Here is an 18,622-nt window from a genome sequence, read left to right as displayed (position 1 = left end):
CACACCTATCTCAAGTCAATGTTATTGTTTTTTGCATGCTTCAAGCCATTCGTTCCGTGAAACCTTGCCGTTTGTCCAATATCCTTGAAGCCCTTGCATATATGTTGAAAGATACGAATTTAAATTTGATTTTCCTCTTGCTTCCATGAGTTGACGGACAACATCAACCTGAGGCTTCACTAGCGATGCATCGTAGGTTGTTGCCATATCCACCAAAGTGTCAGCGTAATAACTGACGACAAAATCGAGTGTTTTTTTATGTTCGTTAACTTGCTCTTGGCGTCGCTCACAAGTGGCGTCCTTTGTGCCAGCCGGGCAGTTTTTTTCATGAAGCGCAATAAGGCGATCATAAAACTCACCATCATCTTTTAATTTGGTACATAAAAAAGCACCTAACTGTAATGAAGTGCGGATCGCTTGGTCACGTTGTTCATCACGCAGTTGAGCATTCGCGCGTAATGTATTTTTTAGCTCTGCTAATTGTTTTTTAAGTGCTTCATCTTGAACCTGCGTTGATAACGTGTTCAGACTGTTAATAGAGCTATCACTATTGGTTTTTGATTTATTGTCTGCCGGTTTTTCATTACCAAGCTGTTGCCACTCTTTTTCAATCTCTTTTATTTTGTCTCTAGAGGTTAATGCGGGTGCAACAATCGCTAAACGAAAACCCGTGTATTTATTTTTATTGGCACCGGTATTGGTGTAATAAGGCTCTTCTTGTCGCCATGAACTGCGCATATCGCTTTCTGGCGTTAAATAACTTCCGCCTCGCACAATAAAGCCACCCGCTTGACCATGTAAGCGGTCAAGTTTATTGAGTCTAAAAGGCTCAAACATCATTTCAGCCGCATTACCTAGCATATCGTGTAATCCCAGCGGATTTGGCGATAGCAGCCCTGTAAGCTGTAAAGAGCCGTTAGCGGATTGGCTTCCTGCTGACCAGATATAATTTTTAGTCCCTTCTGGCATTGGGAAACGGGTATCACGAAATTCTGAAGCTGATACTTTTAAGCCACCACGAGCGGCAAATTCCCACTCTGTTTCTGTTGGTAAACGGGCAAAACCTTTAGCGCCATCTTCAACAGGTAATGCCTCTGGGTGTTTGCTTCTTAACCACTGGTTATATTGATCGGCAAATTGCATCGCTTCATACCAACTGACATTCACTTTAGGTAAACGCAGTTTATTCGATGCAGTTGGGCACTCTTTACCATTTATCGCGCTTTGCATGGCGTTAAATTGCAAATCAGTGACCGGATATTTAGCCAGTAGATAGTAGCGTCCTTTCTCTTTCGTTTTAAGCGGGAAACTACCTGCAATATGCTCAGCGCGTGATTGTTCTAAATATCCCCATTCATCACCTTCTTGCCCTAATGTCACGCTGTAATCTTGTAACGGCTGACTGAGTGGAACCGCCACTTGGCGAAAGACCATCGTACCTTCACAAGGAAAGGGCAATATCACATCATCAGGCAGTGGTTTTGGATTAACAAACTTGTCATCCCACGCCGCAGAGACAGTAAAACTGCTAGATAACAGCGTGAATGATAAAGTGAGTAGTGATAAATTAAATTTCACGTAAGCTCTCCGCAGGTTGAATAGAGACAGCGCGTAATGCACCAATGCCAGCAACAACTAATGCCACTAACAGTGCACTGCACATCGCTATCAATAAATCCCAAAATGTTAACTGGCAAACAAATGCCTGCTCAGGAAGATGAGTACCTAATAACGTGGTAAATAGATGGCTACCAATACCGTAAAGCACCAGCGCCAATATAAAGGCGATACTGGTTAATAGCAGGGCTTGCAACACGATATATAACGAAACAGCAAACTGACGAAAACCTAATAGTCGCAATACCGCCATGTCTTTACGTTTACGGTCAATATTGGCAAGAAAAGCGCCAATAAGTGATGCCACACAACCCAGTAAAGAGACCCATGCAATCACCGAAAAAATCACATTAAGCACATAACTAATGGCTTTAACGGAGTCAATTTGGCTCTTTTGCGTTATTACATCGATATGCTGTTGTGCAAACCAGTTATCTAAGGGGGCGATAGCCTCTAAATCAGTGGCATAAAGCCTTGCTTTGGCAAATTGCGTGCGAGGTTTTGCTGTTACTCCCTCATTAATAGCGAAAAGGGGAGCTTGGTAACCATCGCGATAATCTTCCATGGCGACTAATACATCAAGGGAGACAAACGCTGCTGCTCTTGGAAATTTGCTATCACTGATAATGGCTCCAACCGTAAAATGACGTTTAGCGCGTTCATTCACACCATTAAGTTTACGGCTGATAAATAGACGTACTTTATCACCGATATTAGCCTGTAATTTTTGTGCTGCACTGGCTGATAACACTAAGGTGTCGGCATCTTGAGGAATAGCAACACCCTCAAGTAGCGGATCATGGTTAGCTGTCGGAATAATTTCAGCATTATCAATAAAATGCTGTCCATCAATAACAAGGTCGGCTTGTGTATTTAAGCTACGAGTGAGCGGAATAACAAAACGGACTTCTTCTTTTTGCGCAATGTTATCAAACCACGATTGTGGGTAATTACCATTACCCAACATACGAATTTCAAGGTTACGTGGGTCATTGAGTAACTGGTGATGAAGCTGCGTCACAATGCCGTTTTTTAAGCCAAAGAGGAGTAACAGTGGCGCAATAACCGAAACAAGTGAGAAAACAATACAGAGTGCCACTTTGCGATCATAAAGCAGATCACGCCACGCTAATGCGCTAAGTAATCCAAGGCGATTGGGTGTCACATTATTGTTTGATAAAGACACTGCCGCCTCCTTCTAATTGAGCGTGATAATGGCTAAAACCAAAGCGCTCAACCAAAGACCAGTCGTGACTAACGACCAATGCTGAGATATCGAGCTGTTTTACCATCTCAACAATTAACGCGTACAGTGCTTGTGCATTATGAGGATCTAGCGCTGCGGTGGGTTCATCTGCCAGTAATAGTGCAGGTTCATGAGCGATAGCACGAATAAACGCGGCGCGTTGTCGCTCACCAATAGAGAGTTGACGAGGTAAACGATTAAGCAAAGGGCGTAACTGTAAATGGTCGATAGCGTGATCAAGCCATTGAGAATGCGGTGTTAAGCCCAACATTTTTCGTGGCAATTGGATATTTTGCATGACACTCAAAAAAGGCAGTAATCCGCCATTTTGTAGCATAAATCCAAGTTTTTCGGCGCGTAATGAAGAGAGTTGTGTCTGTTGGCTATTTAATACAGCTTGTGTGATCGGAAGGTCATCACCTAATTGAAAATGATGGAGTTCATCTGGGCGTAAAATAAGCCCTATCATCTCTAATAAGGTGCTTTTACCACAACCACTTAATCCCGTTAGCGCACCAATTTCGCCTTTTTCAAGGGTCAATGAAGGAAGCGCAACACGAAAGCCGTGTTGCGCATTACCACGCGTAATTGCCATACCTTCAATCTGGATCATTAAGGCAAGTTTTCCAGTGGGACTGGATAAACGTGATCGCGAGGATCGCTTTGCGGTGCAAGGGATATCCAACGATCTACATCTTCGTTATAACGTTGATAGTATTGCAACTTAGTATTTAGTCGGCGGATAAATTTCTCTTGCTCAAGACCGTCCCAGCTTTTCCATGTCTCTTCATCTAAGCCCAATACTTCACTAAGATAAGGTAGGTTTTCAACATACTCACCTAATAGACCCATTTCACCGAGCTTGGTTGCTGAACCTTGTTTAATCTGATTAGGATCATTACCCATGGTTGCCGCAATAGAGCGTAAATCAGCAAACATATTATCAGGTGAAATCAGCCCTTCATTGGCGGCATTAACGATTTTCTTCATTACATCACTTAAATCACTCAACTCACTTTTAGTCAGTAGAACCTGAACTTCTGTTGTTGGGATATTTTGCTGTAATAAATCGCGATCACTAATCCATGCTTTAAAGACAGGTGGCGCTTTCGTACCTTGTTTTTCACCTAAATAGGCTAAACGCATGGCATAACCAAGGTCATGAGCATCGTTTAATAACGTGTTAGTCTCTTTATCTTTGCTATAAGTAGGATCGGCATTTAATGCACTACCCACGGTAGCTTCACCACGATAGGCGGTCTGAATTTGTGTGGTAACTGCCGTTGCTAAGCTATCAACCATTTTGCCAAAGTTATTTACATCCCCTGAATTAATCGGGTAGTAAAGTGATTTGTGTAGGAATGGATTGAGCGTTAATGCTTCATATTGAGCTTGCGCAGAAGCATGGTTTTTAGCACCAGAAGGTGTTTTTAAGTGCAAAGTGTAGAGTGCCACACCACGATAAGCAGCTTCTTGGCGAATTTGCTCAGCATCTAATTTTGTTGATGAAAGTGGGTCATTAGCTGTTAATGCGCCAGCATCAGTGATTAAAATAACATAACGGGCACCAAAGCGAGTCCAATCCACATCATCTAACGCTTGCATTACACCTGCATAAGCATCTTCATCAAAACGACTACTTGAGACCTTCGCTTGGCGCAACTCTTTTACTTTATTGAGAAAATCAGGGCCATCTTTTACATCATTAGGATTAACAAACATTTTGCTGTCATATTCTAATGCGGGTACTGCTTTGATATTAGAGCGAAATGCCACTAAACCAAATTTTACCTTATCAAGCATGTTGTCTTTTTCAACTTGAGTATAAACCTTTTGAATTGCTTCTTTGGTTCTATCAATGTAAGGGTCCATTGAGATTGTCGAGTCGATAACAAACACCACTGCGGCAGAGAAGCCTTGCATCATATTTTCGGTATTAGCATCATCTGGCGAGGCTGGTTTGGTTTTGTTTGCATTGGTATTTTGCGCTTCTTTGCTGTCTTTCGTTTGTGAAGAGACAGACGCCACATTTAATACACGTACCTTATAGCCTGCATCAGTAAAGACTTCATCCGAGCCTAAAACAGGTAACAGATAAAAATTACTTTTCTGATCAATCATATAATCAGGCTCTTTTGCCAAAATTGCCGGATTAACTTTTTGGTTTTTAATATCAGTTAAGAAGGGTTGATACTGTTTTTTAGGATCGGCGCTATCTAATAAGCCCTCTAAGGTCTGTTTCTCTTTAAAAAACAGCATAGGGTTACGACCCGCTGGGTTAGTAAATGCGAGCGTTAACTGCATTTTCCATTCTGCTGTACAGCTTGCATTCATCCAGCCACTGACATGACCTAAGCTATCAGGTCCTACTTGTAGCCACTCATTTGCACCTTGTTTTTGTCGTTGATAAACATAAAAACGACTAAATGCAGGTTGTTCTTTGCCCGCTTTACCGACTGCATCTGCTATTTGGCAACCTGGATAGGTTAATACACGTTGATACAGTGTCTTTTTTCCATCTTGTAACAGTGGCTTTTTCTCTTCAGCACTGACTGGTGCTGTTAGTATTAAGCTACTGAGAATAAGCGTGAGCCAATGCGCTTTTTTCATCAGATTTTCCTATTTTTTCAGTGCTTCAAGACGTGTTTTTGCTTCGCTATTTTGTGAGTCGTGATTTAACACGGCTTCATACCAATAAATAGCGGTTTCTTTATCCGCATTAAAACAGCCTTGTGAAGACGCTGTTGTTGGGTCGTATTCACGGGCGTAATTTAGTGCGATTTCAATATCCCCTGACTGTGCTTTATAGGCATATAAACGCTGGGCTATATCACACTGTTTATTCTGTTTAGCTTGTTCAATGGTGGCGATAATCGTTTTGCTATCAGGCTGACTTTGTAGACAGCTTTGAACAAATGCCAGAGCACTGCCTGTTTGCATATTTTCAACACTACAAACCGCAGGTGTTGACGGTTCTGGCGTTGGTTCTGGAGCCGGTTCTCCTGCGGGATTACCGCGTAGTAAAAAGAACCATGTTAATACGCCTGCTAAAATAAGAATTAAGATAATGGCGAAAATAAGCCCATTTCTTGATTTTTTAGGCGTAGGTGCTGGGCGACGAGGCGGTTCATCCGCTGTTATTTCAGGAATAATCGGTTCTGGTTCAACAATAGGCTCAGGTGCTTTTATTGGCTCAGGTTCGGGAGTTTTTTCAACAACAGGAGCAGGAGGGATCTCTTGCTGATTTAAGGTTGCTGTTGATTTTAATGACTCACTTTGCCCTTGTGCTTGTGACGCTAACACACCATCACGAATACGTAAGCGACCAATATCTTGGGTTTCGTTATCGTCTTTTAACGTAAATTGATACGCCATTTGTAAATTACTAACGAGGGGATCGACTAAGGTTTTATCAAGAACGATTTGATAACCTTCATCGCTCTCTTCAAGAGAAAGCTGGTGGAAAAAGGCATTACCGACCCATTCACCTTGATCGTTTAAAAAGTAGCGGTCTTGGTTACGTTGAATGCTTAAATAAACAGGGGAAGCTTCACCTTCCCAATTACGAATACTTAATACCGCAAAGCCAGGACGAGCAGGTTGTACGGGTTTTAACTCTGGATTAAACACGAATTATGACTCCACGACAGAGGATTTCATGGTTTGAATAATTTGACCTAATAGTGCGTTTTGTTCAGCACTGATTTCTCTACCAGCAGAATGTCCCGCATTCTCTGTAATAATTGCTGATAGAGCGATAAGCCAGTCAAATACAAACAAAAAGGTGTAGTTAACAGGTGTGGTTGGTAAACGAACTAAGCGTTCATCGTTACCCCACTGCACGCTGTTACTGTCTGGTTTTTCAAAGATTTTATGACCTGTATTAATTTTGCTATCAGGGCGCTCAGCACCCATATCTTTGAAATTAAACCAAGTAATAAAATCACCCAGTACATTATGAACACGAGAAGATTGCTGCTCTGCTAAGTCATCACGACGAGCAATAGCTTCCGTGCCAGCAAGGGTTTTCAACATGCGTTGTTCAACACCAAGGCGATTAATTGCGGTGATTAACTCATCCACAAGTAACACCATGATCTCTTGATCAATACCCAAATAACTCAATAACGTACTGTTATCCGGTAAGCTACGCAGATGGTTTATCCATAGCGCCATCACTTTACGTGGATACGCAACTTCATTACCGTGTCCTTTTGGCGCTTCATCTTCTTGTGGGACTAATGAAATTGGCGCGTCACCAAGCAAATCGAACGTAGGTTGTTCCATTGCGGCAAAGGCAGAAACAGGTGCGGGCGATGCTTGCTTTTTATCTGCACTATTTAAAGTATCAAGCACCTCTTTTTCTTGCATATACAAGTCGTAAAGCGCTTTACGTGGAGGAAGAAGATAATCGAGTAGTGCACCTTGAAGATAAGGGCGGCTTTGCATAAAACGTAAAATGGTTTCTGCATTACGGCGTTTTACCAGTAGCTCTTCTTCGCCACCAGATTGATACCATTTTTCAAGATGATGACCAATTAAGTCACGCTGTACTTCTTGTAATTGCTCGTTAATTCGTTCTAGTTTTAGCGATTTAAGGGCGACGGTTTCAAGATAGTCAGCAAGGCGCTGCATACCGCCATCATTAAGCGATAACATCGCATCCCAAGCTTGGTCTGGCTGTTGAATGTAACGTTGAACCGTTTCATCTTCAGCAAAGGTTTTTTTCATCAGACGTAACTGTGAAACACTGTCATCGTTTAAGACAGTCTCTTTACCATTACTGATTTGAATAAATGGCGTAGGAACACCCGGTTTACGCACCAAGAAGGTGTTATTAAAGGCGTCGCCATTAACCCAGTCGGACATCCACGGATATTGACCAAAACGCTCTAACATTGCCATTTTGATCATGCCACCCTTACCCCATGATTGACGCAGCAGCGCTTCATTCATAGTGAGTGAGTTGGTGATACGCATATCAAACATTGTCATCGCCCAAATTAAGCCTGAAGGGCGCTTGGCACGAGTCTGAGCATCTTTACCTTGGGTATTGTGGATCCATTCTGTTAATACGCCACCGACTTCTTTTACGTCAGATTGTTTGTTTGATGCCGTACAAACAACCAATACGTTCATCTCTTGGTTATCGGTGTAGCGCTCAAAAAGGTAGGCGACTTTGCCACGTAAAATAAGCTGAGCCAGTGGGTTAGCACTATCGTCATTAACTTGACGACGTACATCATCCATAGTTTCAACACCTAAACGACCGCGATAACCCGGAAAATCAAGCAGTTCTACTTGTTCAAATAGCACTTTACTTGGTGCATCTAACAGCGGTACTACTAACTCAACAGTTAATGCGGTTAGCTCTGCTAATGAGAGTCTAACGGGGGCATCAGTTCTATCAGTATGAACAGGACAAACGCTAATTTGGCTATCGTTTTCAGTATTAAGACGCTCTAACATATCTACGTTCATAATACTGTCATTTTGTACCAAAATACCGTCTTGCTCTTTTACTAATGCAGACAGTGGTGCTAACACTAATGGCGCATGACCCAGTTGGCTTAATGTGGTGCTAAAACGTTGATAAGCAGCGGTAAGTTCATCAATTTCACCCCACAATACGGCAAACAGCTTTGCACGCTGCGCAATGGTGAGATAAGGCGCTAATTCTATCGCTTTAGGCCAAAATGTTGTTGCCAGTTTCTTTTGGCTTTTCTCAGCATGGCGTTGTAAATAGTCCCATAGCGAGACAACATCATCATGGGTAATACCTGCAACAGGTGTTGCATTACGCTGAGTACTTAATGTAGTGATTAAGCGTGAAACTTTGTCTTCATCTAACTCAAAATCAATTTTTTCCTGATTAAAATCATACAGGTAAGCATTGGCGAGAATTTTGATAATTTCGATTTCACTGAAAAGATGTAGCTCAACAGGGTAATCTTGTGTGCCTTTAGTGGCTTTACGGCTAAAGCGAGTGACTAGCCCTGTGGCTTCTTTACCGCCACCAGGGGGGTTAATATGGTCAATAAAATCAAGTGTCTTGCCAGACATACTGGTTTTAAGACGACCATCTGCACCCGCAGCTAATGCTGAAATTAGGTAAGATTTACCTGCTTGAGATAAGCCAAAAAAGCCCACAGACATTGGGCGTTGGGTCGCTAATGACAAGTTTTTTGCCATATTACGGCTGCGACGTAGGCGATAAATCAGGCTATCGGCCTCGGTATTTAAGCGAGGCGCATTACCTCTCACTGCGGTTACCCAATCGATAGCTTTACCTGCGCCTTGATAAATTGCATCCCACTTAGCGGTTAACTGTTTTTCATCATTCATATTCATTTACCTAATACACTCCCGCTATCTAGCCAATAGGATGTTTCACCAATGCCACTATCTGCTAACGTATTGAGTTTAAAACTTAATTCGTTCTTGGTTGCTCTACCGTTAGTAATGCTGACCTCTTCAATGCGTAATTTTTCTGATTTGCTGTCATCATTTTCATGGCTAGATGCCCCCCTTTCAGTACCTAGCTTGATATGCAGTACGCTGTTTTCTTGGCTTAATTGCTGTGCTAGTTTTTGGCTCTTAATACGCAACGTGTAAAGTGGTGATGCGGGCCAACGAGCATTATCTAACTGTCGGAAACCTAAGCGAATACCGCCTCTGGCTTCAAAGTAGGTATCAGGATCGGGCTCAAACTTATCTTGAATATCACGATAATAAACATCGTTATCAGAGATAGTGTTGTTGTTATCCAACATTCCCAAGTAACGTACTGTTGAATAGGTTTTAAAGTTACCTGTTGAGAAGTAGAAGTTGAGTAAGCGTGCATTCTCAGCCATTAAACACAACATGGCACCTACTGCGGCAGTCGATTTTGGGTCATCAATACGCCCTTTCTTATTAAACGGATACCAACCACCCGTTTTATAGCCATGCAGTGGCAAGATGCGTGATGGCGGTACAGGCTGTAACACTTTAAATAGCGCTTGAATACCCGGTAAACGAGATGGACGACCTGTCAGTAATAAAACATCACAAGAGTAGTAATAGAGCACTTCACATAATGCTTTTAAGCTACGAGTGATATTGATACGTTCACCAGAAATAAATTCTGCATGCAGCTGAGCAAAGTTAATTTGCACCGGTACATTTAAAATAGAGAATGCATCACCACCGCCTAGCTCTTTGTTTGCGGCATCATCAATATAACGACGGACATGTTCAGTAGGTTGAACCGCGAGTAGTTCGCCAAAGGTACTGTTAATGCCTTCATGAGGAACCAGAGGGTCATAGTTCTCATATTGGCTGAGAATACGTAACCCAATTGGGCTGAAGATTTGCAGTGTAAGCTGTTGGCGTAAGACTTGCTGACCAGCATCTAATCCTTCACTACCAAAGAGTGATGACATCAATGCATCAGCATCAGAAATGCCCGCATCAGTTAATGCAGTACGTAGCGCAGGTAATACACAGATTTGAATGATATCTAATAAAATATCATCACCAGCAATTTTAAATCCTTCACGGAATAGTTGTGTTGGAATAATTTTAACGTTGCTACCTGTGCCAGTATCGAGTTTATAGCGTGTGATAACGAGGTCAGTTGTCCCGCCGCCAATATCAATGGAGGCAATTTTTAGAGTGTTATCACCCGTTAATAAGCGGTTATCTTCACGGACTTGGCTGGCAAAAAAGGCTTCAGTACGTTCACCAAATTTAATTTGAGTTTCGTTATAAAGATAAACCAGCTGACCACAAGTGGCTTCATCCCATTTAACGTGAATTTTTGGTAATGGCGGACGGCATTGTTCATCTTTACCATCAAAACGCAGTTTTTCATCGGTTGGATCCCAATTCATCGCTTTCCAAATTAAACCTAATGCATTTTCCATGCAGGTTTCAAAAATGGCGCGTTCTGGTTTTGGCATCGCAGGCGGAATGGTTAAAATGATATTACGCAATTGACGAGGTGCACTTGCGTGGCTCATTTTCAGACGCTGAGCTGGGCTATTCATCTGTGTTAATGCTTGTGCTAACACTTCGGTTAGCATCATCGTCATTAATGAACTACGGGTATAGTTAGGCGTGAAAACGGGCATTCTATCATCTGCTTCTAAGCGAAACAGCGGTTCACCGTAATCATTTAACAGATACGTCATAGGTACTGCGGTCGCTAAGGGTTCTCTGTCGGTTTGACCGAAAGAGTGACTAAAACGCCAGCCCGGAGAATAAGGTGAATCATCCCATAAATAACGTTTAGGGCTTGAAATACCGGTTGAGCCTTCAGTACCTAAGCGTTGTGCTGCCATACGATTGGCTTCAGGACCTACACGACCTATGGTTGGCCACATAAAGGCATTGTTACGACCACTGCTTACCGAGAAATCTTGTTTACCAAAATCAGCTTGAGCAAATTCAACACGACTTTCAAAAGGCTCGTTATAGATTTGATAAGGGCGATTTAAATCACGCAGTGTCATTTCATAAAGTTGCGTTAGCCCTTTGTTATCGTTGATATGATCTTCGATTAAAATCCCACAAGTACGAGAGTTCCCCACATCAAGAATAAGGTCTACTTCAATCGCGGGTTCTTGTGCTTTTGTCTCATTAATTTTTATCTCAGGTAGGCGGATCTTTTCGCCTAAGATATTGAGTAAATTAAGATAGTGCGCTTGATGTTGAAACTCTTTTAGCGCGTCTTCTAATTCATCATGATACATCTTACTGACGGTTAGCGCTTTTTCGCTAAAGACTTCTTTTAACCAGCCATCAATCCACGGTGTTTCAAGAAAGTTTTCAACTTCATAGCCTAAATAGGCAAGGGCGAAAGCAACGCCTGAGCGAATATCTTCTTCATTAGGCGCGAGGTAAGCGGTATTACTTCTATTCGGTTCAATACGAGTATCAAATGCCACTACGATGCGATGTGTGTGACCATCTTCATCCGCTTCTGGTAGTTGATGGAACATCATTCTAACCCAGTTATCAGGACCTTGAGAGAAGGCTCTAGGTGGATTAAAACGGAAAAAAGGTACAGGCAGCCAAGTTTCATTTAATAGATGCAGAGATTCTTCAAGTGAAAAGCTAAATTCTGCCTCTCTTGGGGTTTGAGGTTGATTTTTTGGCGCTGGGTAAAGGTAGTTATCATCACGCTCATTATAGATGAGTCGCATTAACGGGCCGTTTTCGCCTTTTTTAACAAATTCACCGTACTCTTTACGCTGTGCGAGTGTAAAGCCAAAATCCAGAAACTGAATATTACTGTCACGGATAAGGGTAATTTTATCTTTATAATCGGTCAGTGGCGCTAACATGAATTATTTATTCTCCCGCTTCATTGATAATGGGAATGGCTGGCTGTTGTCATATTTCCCTTGGCAATCAGCGATATTTTGACTTCCTGGTTGGCAGACAATATTTGGCATTAAATAATTAGAGCCATCACTACAATTTGCCTGACCTTGATTATTAATATTTAGCCCACCTTGATTGACGGCGGCATTAACTGGCGCTTTACAAGTTACGCCATCACTACGCGTCATCACGACTTGTCCTTTACCGTTATCTAATTGGTAGTCTAGGCTTAACGGTTTCCCTGTTTTTTGATCTTGGATACCCGCACCAGCGCGCCATTGACCATTTAAAAAGTCTGTCGAACCATTGGCGAGAGCACTGGCTGGAATTGTCAGCGGGGTGGTGTTATTAGCACTTGCTGGTGGTGTGACATCAGGAGGTAAAGGTTGTTCCTGATTATTTGCGTTATTATTTTCAGTGCCGCTGTTTTCGTTACCCTTGCCTTTGCCATCATCCGTTTTAGGCTGTTCGTTTTGCGCAGAGGGATCAACGGGTGGCAACTCTGGCTGTTGTGCGCCTTCTGGCGATGTCGCTTGGTTGTTATCTGCTGAAGGCTCAACTAAAGGTAAGCCTGTATTAGGATCAACGCCAGCACCTGAATCAGTAGCGCCATCAATGGCGAGTCCATTTGCATCAACACCACCCACTACACTGTTTGCTCCAGTGGTAATGGTGCCTGTCGGAACAGTCACTTTATGTCCATTAGTGATAACTGTCGGCTCTTGTGGTTTTTCTAATGTGGGATCGGGTAGTGTCGGTTTCTCAATCGTTGGGGTATTGATATTCACTGATGGCAGCGAGGGAGTTGAGAAACAGCCGCGTAGAAATAAGATAGCGAGCAAGATGAGCAATAAAGGAAGTAGCCACCATAAAAAACGCCACCAAGGACGTTTTCTTTCAGTGATAATTTGAGGTTCTTGTACTGGAGGAATGATTGCCGCAGCAGGCTGTAAAGGCGTTGCAACCGCAGGTTTAAGACAAGCGACAGGGTCGACTCTTAAGACCTGATTAGCACTAACAAAACCCCAAAAGGTGATAACAGGCTGTCCATTAACAATAAAAACATGGTTTTCATCGGGAAACTGAATTGTTTTGCTGAGTAAGGCACCAAATAATTGGCTCTCTTTATTGTCTGTTTTTTGCTGCTCTTTTTCGCTAAAGGCAAGTAAGTCAGCTTGATTTTGCTTTAATATCTCATAAGCCGATATACGCTCTTCTTCTGATGCTGCAGACCAAGGAATAACTGAGCCATCGATTGGCGAATACCAGTCAATACGCTCTCCGGTTTCATTGGGTTGAGGAATGGCGAGGCATTGAGAAATATGCGCTTTTCCTCTTAAACGGAGTGTTTCACGCAGCTGTAATGCAGAGATATAAACAGCCTGTCCATTTTCCCCCATTGGGAGGTAACTTTCTAATTTACCACTTCGTAAGAATGCTTTATTCACGACGATCATTCCGCTAGGTAAGAATATCTATGGGTAAGTTGGCTTATCCGTAAATAGGCTTTAAGGCTAAAAATATACATATATAATTTGAATGCATTTTATATTATCAGAAATTGGGTGTCTATCTATCGGATTATTTAACAATAACTAACTGTTTATTATTAAAGAGATTTTAGTTTTTCTTGATAAGAATGGCGAATATTGAAATGAGATAATTGATAATAAGAGAGTGACATCACATATTGCGCTATATTTTCTTAAATATATGGGGTAATTCACCGATATATTACTTTTTTCATTAAAAAATAACGCAACTGGGTCAAATTAATACAAAATAGAACAGAATAGTCGGTGGGTAATATAAGACTAGTGTGATAATAATCACAAAATACCCTTATTTTTAATCATGTTAAAGATATTCAAAACATGAGTAAAGGGTAAAAATAAGTAGTAGCCTTAATTGGATTGATAACTGATTCACTCTACATATATTAGTAATAGAAAAAAATTAGCCCTCAATTTATTAGCTAAAAGAAGGCTAAGAAAATATTAGCGAATGTTATCAATTATTATCGACAATTCTTTGGAATATAGTCATCAATTGCTTTTCTCATCATTAAGTTAACTTCATTCGCATTACGAGCGGTAAAGACGCGACCGCCTGTCGCTTTAGCAACACAGTTACCCGCACCTGTGCCTAGAATATCGACCACATTAATCACTGCACGAGGATGCGCGCGTTTTAATGCACTCGCCGCGGCACAAGGATCTTGGTCGCAAGACTCTAAGCCGTCTGATAACAACACAATAAGTGTGTCTCGATTATTGCTTTTAATTAAAGAGCCAGCCCGTTTAATTGACTCCGCTAAAGGTGTACCGCTATCAGGTTCGATACGTTTGATATAGCTAAGGAGTTTGGCGCGTTCATTGCCGCCATAAGCCGGACTGGATTTTACTACGCCACAATCAGATGCCACCACGGTGGTGATGCTCATATCTGAGGGAATACTGTTAATGATTTTCGTTGCTGCATTTCTAGCAACGGTGATACGACGAGGTTCAGCATCATAACCGGCAAATAATTTACCTGTAGTGGCAATAAAGTCTAAATCATCCTCTGTTAGATCCATGTTCAATGCCATCGAACCAGAAGCGTCAAAGATTAAAATTACTTGCGGTGCCAATTCAGCAGGGCGCTCAGATGGGCACATCTGTTTAATCTTATTTGCTAAACGATTTTGACAGGTCGTATTCGCTGTTTTTTCTGTTACGCCGGTTTTTTTCAGCTCATCTTGGACACACGCTTCTAACGGAGTCAGTTTTTTGGGTGGCACAACGGGTTTAGGTTCGGGTTTAGGTTCAGGTTTAGGCTCTGGTACTGGTTCAGGCACTGGCTCAGGAACTGGCTCTGGTATTGGTTCTGGTTCAGGAATAGGTTCAGGTTTTGGTTCGGGTGGTGTCACCACTTGCGGTGTTTCTTCAACCACAGGAGGAACCGCTTTAGGATCAAAACAGCCTTTTAACCAAGAGGCTAATAACAGTAAGAAGAGTAGGAATAAAAATAACAATAACCAGCGTAACCAACGGCTACGGGTTTTGGCTGGAATATCGGCAAGTGCAGCCCCTGCGGCAGCCGCAGAAGCACCGGCAGTGACTTGTGCTATCGGTGGTGGTAATGGGGTTGTTCTTGGCCACCATGTAATAACCGGTTGACCATTAATTACATATACACTGTCAGTATCTGGCAAGGTAGATGCGGTATCTAAAAGATGACGCTCTTTATCTGTAATTCTACTTTGTGACGCTAATAACGCAGTTTGCGTTTTAATGTCATTAAGGCGTTCATCTAAAATACGTCTTATCTCTTGTTGCTCTTGTCCTTGCAATGAAGCTAAGGCAACAGGATTTCCTGAAACAGCACTATACCATTCAATCACATCGTCTGATTTTTTCTCAGGCGTCGCAAAAAGAGTGCGATATTTAATCGGAAAATGTTGTGTCAGCAATTGAAGTAATTGCTGTTGATGGGTTAAGGCAAAATCGGCGCGTGTTATATCAGCCGTTAATCGTGATATTCGATTCATATTTAAAGAGCCTTATTCTACGGCTATATTTGTTTAATAATGGATAGTATGATCTATAGAGATTATTGACTATAACGCGTTTATAAAAAAGGTAAAATTAACGCATTCATCTTTCAGACTATGCGCTAAAAAGCCACTTTAGGTTTTATTCTCTTTTTTATTTAAGAATTCGCGCAAATTATTACTATATCTTCGCAATCCGCTTTCTCTGCACATAATCTATTTGCTTACTTATCTGACTCCATCTTAGGATGGCGAGTTATTAAGTATTGATATGAAAGCAAGCCAACTATAAGCCTTAATTGATAACTAATGTTCATTGATATAGCACATAGAGCATGCTGAGGTTACAAGGTATGTTAGCCACACTAAAAATAGCCAAATCCTCTTTTTTGGGGAACAAATTCCTCTCCTTACGTTGATACAACAGCAGGTTTCTAATGACGAATAATATAAACAAGAGCCAATTATTGAACGATGTTACCCGTTACTGGAATATCAGAGCCGAAAGCTATAGTGAGTCCAATCAACAGGAATTGCTCAGTGAAAAGCAGCAAAAATGGCGTCATTTACTGCTCAGTCATGTTAAAGAAGGTGAAGCCTTAAAGGTATTAGATATTGGGACAGGTCCTGGATTTTTTGCCATTTTATTAGCGTTATCTGGGCATGAAGTAACGGCAATTGATGCGACTCAGGGCATGTTACTTGAGGCAAAAAATAATGCCGCACACCACAATGCTAATATTCAATTTGTACGTGGTGATGTACAGAAACTTCCTTTTGCTAATCAACAATTTGATTTAGTGGTAAGTCGTAATGTGACCTGGAATTTAAAAGCACCAAAAGAGGCGTATCAAGAGTGGTTTCGTGTGCTTAAACCAGGCGGTAGTTTAATTAATTTTGACGCCAATTGGTACTTACATCTTTTTGATGAAAATTACTGGCAAGGTTTTCTTGCTGATAGAGAACAAGCGGCAAACCAACAAGTTGCAGACCACTATGTAAATACCGATACCAAAGAGATGGAAAGAATTGCACGTCAATTACCTTTAAGCAAAATTAAGCGTCCTCAATGGGATATTAATACCTTACTGGATATTGGATTTAGTCGTTATATGGTGGATATCAATATTGGTGATTTAGTCTGGGATAAAGAAGAAAAGATTAATTATGGCTCGACACCGATGTTTATGATCCATGCACAAAAACAGAAAATAGTTTAATAAGACAGAGAAGGAGATGAGTGTGAAGCCCTTATTTTCAGTGATCCCAACGCTATTATTAACGTTGGCATGTGCCTTTCCTGCATTAGCAGATAAAAGCAATAATATGCTCGATTACGCCAGCACAAAAGATATTCGTGATATTAATCCGCACCTCTATTCAGGGGAGATGGCAGCGCAAAATATGGTATTTGAATCTTTAGTATTGAATACCGATAAAGGCGTTGCACCTTATTTAGCGCAGCGTTGGGATATTTCGCCGGATGGCAAAACCTATACTTTTTTCTTACGTCATGATGTGACATTTAGCGATGGCGAACCCTTTAATGCACAAGCAGTAAAACTTAATATGGACGCAGTATTAGATAACTATGAGCGTCATGCGTGGTTAGAGTTAGTGCGCCAAATCGATAGCGTTGATGTTGTCGATGAATTCACCGTAAAACTAAAGCTAAAAAATCCCTACTATCCAACATTAACTGAACTAGGTTTAACGCGACCTTTCCGCTTTATCTCGCCAACATCGTTTATTGATGGTAAGACGAAAACAGGGGTAAGCAACTATGTTGGTACAGGTCCTTGGGTATTAACAGAACACAAAAAAGATCAATATGCCCAGTTTAAAGTGAATCCAAACTATTGGGGTGAAAAACCCGTATTAAATGGCGTTGTATGGCGCGTTATTCCCGATAGACAAACCATGTTGTTATCGCTACAAAAAGGCGATATTCAGCTTATTTTTGGCGCTGATGGTGACATGTTAGATATGGACTCTTTTGAAGCATTAATGAGTTCAGATAAATTTAAAACACAAATGAGTGCACCAATAGCTTCTCGTGCTTTAGTGTTAAACAGCAGTCGTGCAATCACCTCTAGCCAAAAAGTACGCCAAGCATTGCAATATGCGGTAGATAAAGAGGGAATTGCACAAGGTATTTTAGCGGGTAGCGAGAAAGTAGCGGATACTTTAATGGCGCGCAGTGTACCTTATTGTGATTTTGATTCACCAATCTATACCTACGAAACACAAAAAGCGGCAATATTGCTAGAGGCTGATGGTTGGGTGTTACCAAAAGGGGCAACCATCCGCGAAAAACAGGGGCAAAAACTGCAATTATTGCTCTCTTACAATGTAAATAACGCCATTGAAAAAGAGATAGCAGAGCTTATTCAAGATGACTTTAAGAAAATTGGTGTTGGTTTAACGGTATTAGGCGAAGAGAAACAAGCCTTTTTAGATAGACAAAAAAATGGTGATTTCGATTTACAATATTCGCTTTCATGGGGTACGCCTTATGATCCCGCATCATTTGTTTCATCATTTAGAATTCCGGCTCACGCCGATTATCAAGGGCAAAAAGGATTGGCAAATAAAGCTCAAATTGATGCCATGATTGGTGAATTACTTATTACACCTGATGAAACTCGACGTCAGGCGCTTTATAAAACCTTATTTACTACATTGGCGGATGAAGCGGTTTATATCCCATTAACTTATTCGCGTACTAAGGCTATTCATCGTAGTGAATTAGAAAATGTTGGCTTTAATCCGTCACAATATGAAATACCGTTTGAGAAAATGCGGTTTAAACCTTAACTTTTAAGTAATTATAAAAATAGGTTATTTAACTTAAC

The 18,622-nt window shown here is 41.4% G+C and carries 11 protein-coding genes; 2 read left to right on the top strand and 9 right to left on the bottom strand.

Annotated features, from left to right (window positions below; genetic code table 11):
- Positions 1 to 21 precede the first annotated feature (21 nt).
- From ABN099_RS14160 to ABN099_RS14120, 9 genes are all read right to left on the bottom strand, one after another.
- Positions 22 to 1,578 carry an SUMF1/EgtB/PvdO family nonheme iron enzyme gene (locus ABN099_RS14160; RefSeq protein WP_349464517.1) on the bottom strand — a complete coding sequence of 519 codons (1,557 nt, stop codon included), beginning with the start codon at positions 1,576 to 1,578 and terminating at the stop codon, positions 22 to 24.
- Complete coding sequence (locus tag ABN099_RS14155) at positions 1,568 to 2,803, bottom strand: ABC transporter permease (RefSeq protein ID WP_349464516.1); 1,236 nt, start codon at positions 2,801 to 2,803, stop codon at positions 1,568 to 1,570. The genes ABN099_RS14160 and ABN099_RS14155 overlap by 11 nt, the downstream gene beginning before the upstream one ends.
- Positions 2,784 to 3,476, bottom strand: a complete 693-nt coding sequence (locus ABN099_RS14150) for an ABC transporter ATP-binding protein (protein ID WP_349464514.1) — start codon at positions 3,474 to 3,476, stop codon at positions 2,784 to 2,786. Before ABN099_RS14150 ends, ABN099_RS14155 begins: the two co-directional genes overlap by 20 nt.
- Positions 3,476 to 5,473, bottom strand: a complete 1,998-nt coding sequence (locus tag ABN099_RS14145) for a vWA domain-containing protein (RefSeq protein WP_349464513.1) — start codon at positions 5,471 to 5,473, stop codon at positions 3,476 to 3,478. The genes ABN099_RS14150 and ABN099_RS14145 overlap by 1 nt, the downstream gene beginning before the upstream one ends.
- A 9-nt stretch (positions 5,474 to 5,482) precedes the next feature.
- Entirely contained in the window at positions 5,483 to 6,493 is a 1,011-nt protein-coding gene (locus ABN099_RS14140; RefSeq protein ID WP_349464512.1) for a hypothetical protein, read from the bottom strand.
- A 3-nt stretch (positions 6,494 to 6,496) separates the two neighbouring features.
- A complete protein-coding gene (locus tag ABN099_RS14135) occupies positions 6,497 to 9,214 on the bottom strand; it encodes a putative virulence factor (protein WP_349464511.1) in 2,718 nt (905 codons plus the stop codon).
- Positions 9,211 to 12,192: a virulence factor SrfB gene (locus ABN099_RS14130; protein ID WP_349464510.1), complete on the bottom strand. Its 2,982-nt coding sequence runs from the start codon at positions 12,190 to 12,192 to the stop codon at positions 9,211 to 9,213. The genes ABN099_RS14135 and ABN099_RS14130 overlap by 4 nt, the downstream gene beginning before the upstream one ends.
- Before the next feature lie 3 nt (positions 12,193 to 12,195).
- Positions 12,196 to 13,680: an SrfA family protein gene (locus tag ABN099_RS14125; RefSeq protein WP_349464509.1), complete on the bottom strand. Its 1,485-nt coding sequence runs from the start codon at positions 13,678 to 13,680 to the stop codon at positions 12,196 to 12,198.
- Between the two features lie 569 nt (positions 13,681 to 14,249).
- Positions 14,250 to 15,764 carry a vWA domain-containing protein gene (locus ABN099_RS14120; protein WP_349464508.1) on the bottom strand — a complete coding sequence of 505 codons (1,515 nt, stop codon included), beginning with the start codon at positions 15,762 to 15,764 and terminating at the stop codon, positions 14,250 to 14,252.
- A gap of 440 nt (positions 15,765 to 16,204) precedes the next feature.
- Here ABN099_RS14120 and ABN099_RS14115 point away from each other — a divergent pair, with 440 nt between their 5' ends.
- Entirely contained in the window at positions 16,205 to 16,987 is a 783-nt protein-coding gene (locus tag ABN099_RS14115) for a class I SAM-dependent methyltransferase (RefSeq protein WP_349464506.1), read from the top strand.
- A 22-nt stretch (positions 16,988 to 17,009) separates the two neighbouring features.
- Positions 17,010 to 18,584: a nickel ABC transporter substrate-binding protein gene (gene nikA / locus ABN099_RS14110; protein WP_349464505.1), complete on the top strand. Its 1,575-nt coding sequence runs from the start codon at positions 17,010 to 17,012 to the stop codon at positions 18,582 to 18,584.
- The last annotated feature ends 38 nt before the right edge of the window (positions 18,585 to 18,622 follow it).

This window comes from Proteus hauseri (genome assembly GCF_040139125.1).
Taxonomy (GTDB): domain Bacteria; phylum Pseudomonadota; class Gammaproteobacteria; order Enterobacterales; family Enterobacteriaceae; genus Proteus; species Proteus hauseri_B.
Note: the sequence above shows the minus strand (reverse complement) of the source record. Positions and strands in the feature narration are given on the sequence as shown.

What these genes read in the sequence shown, in the direction of transcription:
- ABN099_RS14150 (WP_349464514.1), bottom strand. Translation starts at nt 3,476, where the DNA reads ATGATCCAGATTGAAGGTATGGCAATTACGCGTGGTAATGCGCAACAC.
- ABN099_RS14145 (WP_349464513.1), bottom strand. Translation starts at nt 5,473, where the DNA reads ATGAAAAAAGCGCATTGGCTCACGCTTATTCTCAGTAGCTTAATACTA.
- ABN099_RS14135 (WP_349464511.1), bottom strand. Translation starts at nt 9,214, where the DNA reads ATGAATATGAATGATGAAAAACAGTTAACCGCTAAGTGGGATGCAATT.
- ABN099_RS14130 (WP_349464510.1), bottom strand. Translation starts at nt 12,192, where the DNA reads ATGTTAGCGCCACTGACCGATTATAAAGATAAAATTACCCTTATCCGT.
- ABN099_RS14120 (WP_349464508.1), bottom strand. Translation starts at nt 15,764, where the DNA reads ATGAATCGAATATCACGATTAACGGCTGATATAACACGCGCCGATTTT.
- ABN099_RS14115 (WP_349464506.1), top strand. Translation starts at nt 16,205, where the DNA reads ATGACGAATAATATAAACAAGAGCCAATTATTGAACGATGTTACCCGT.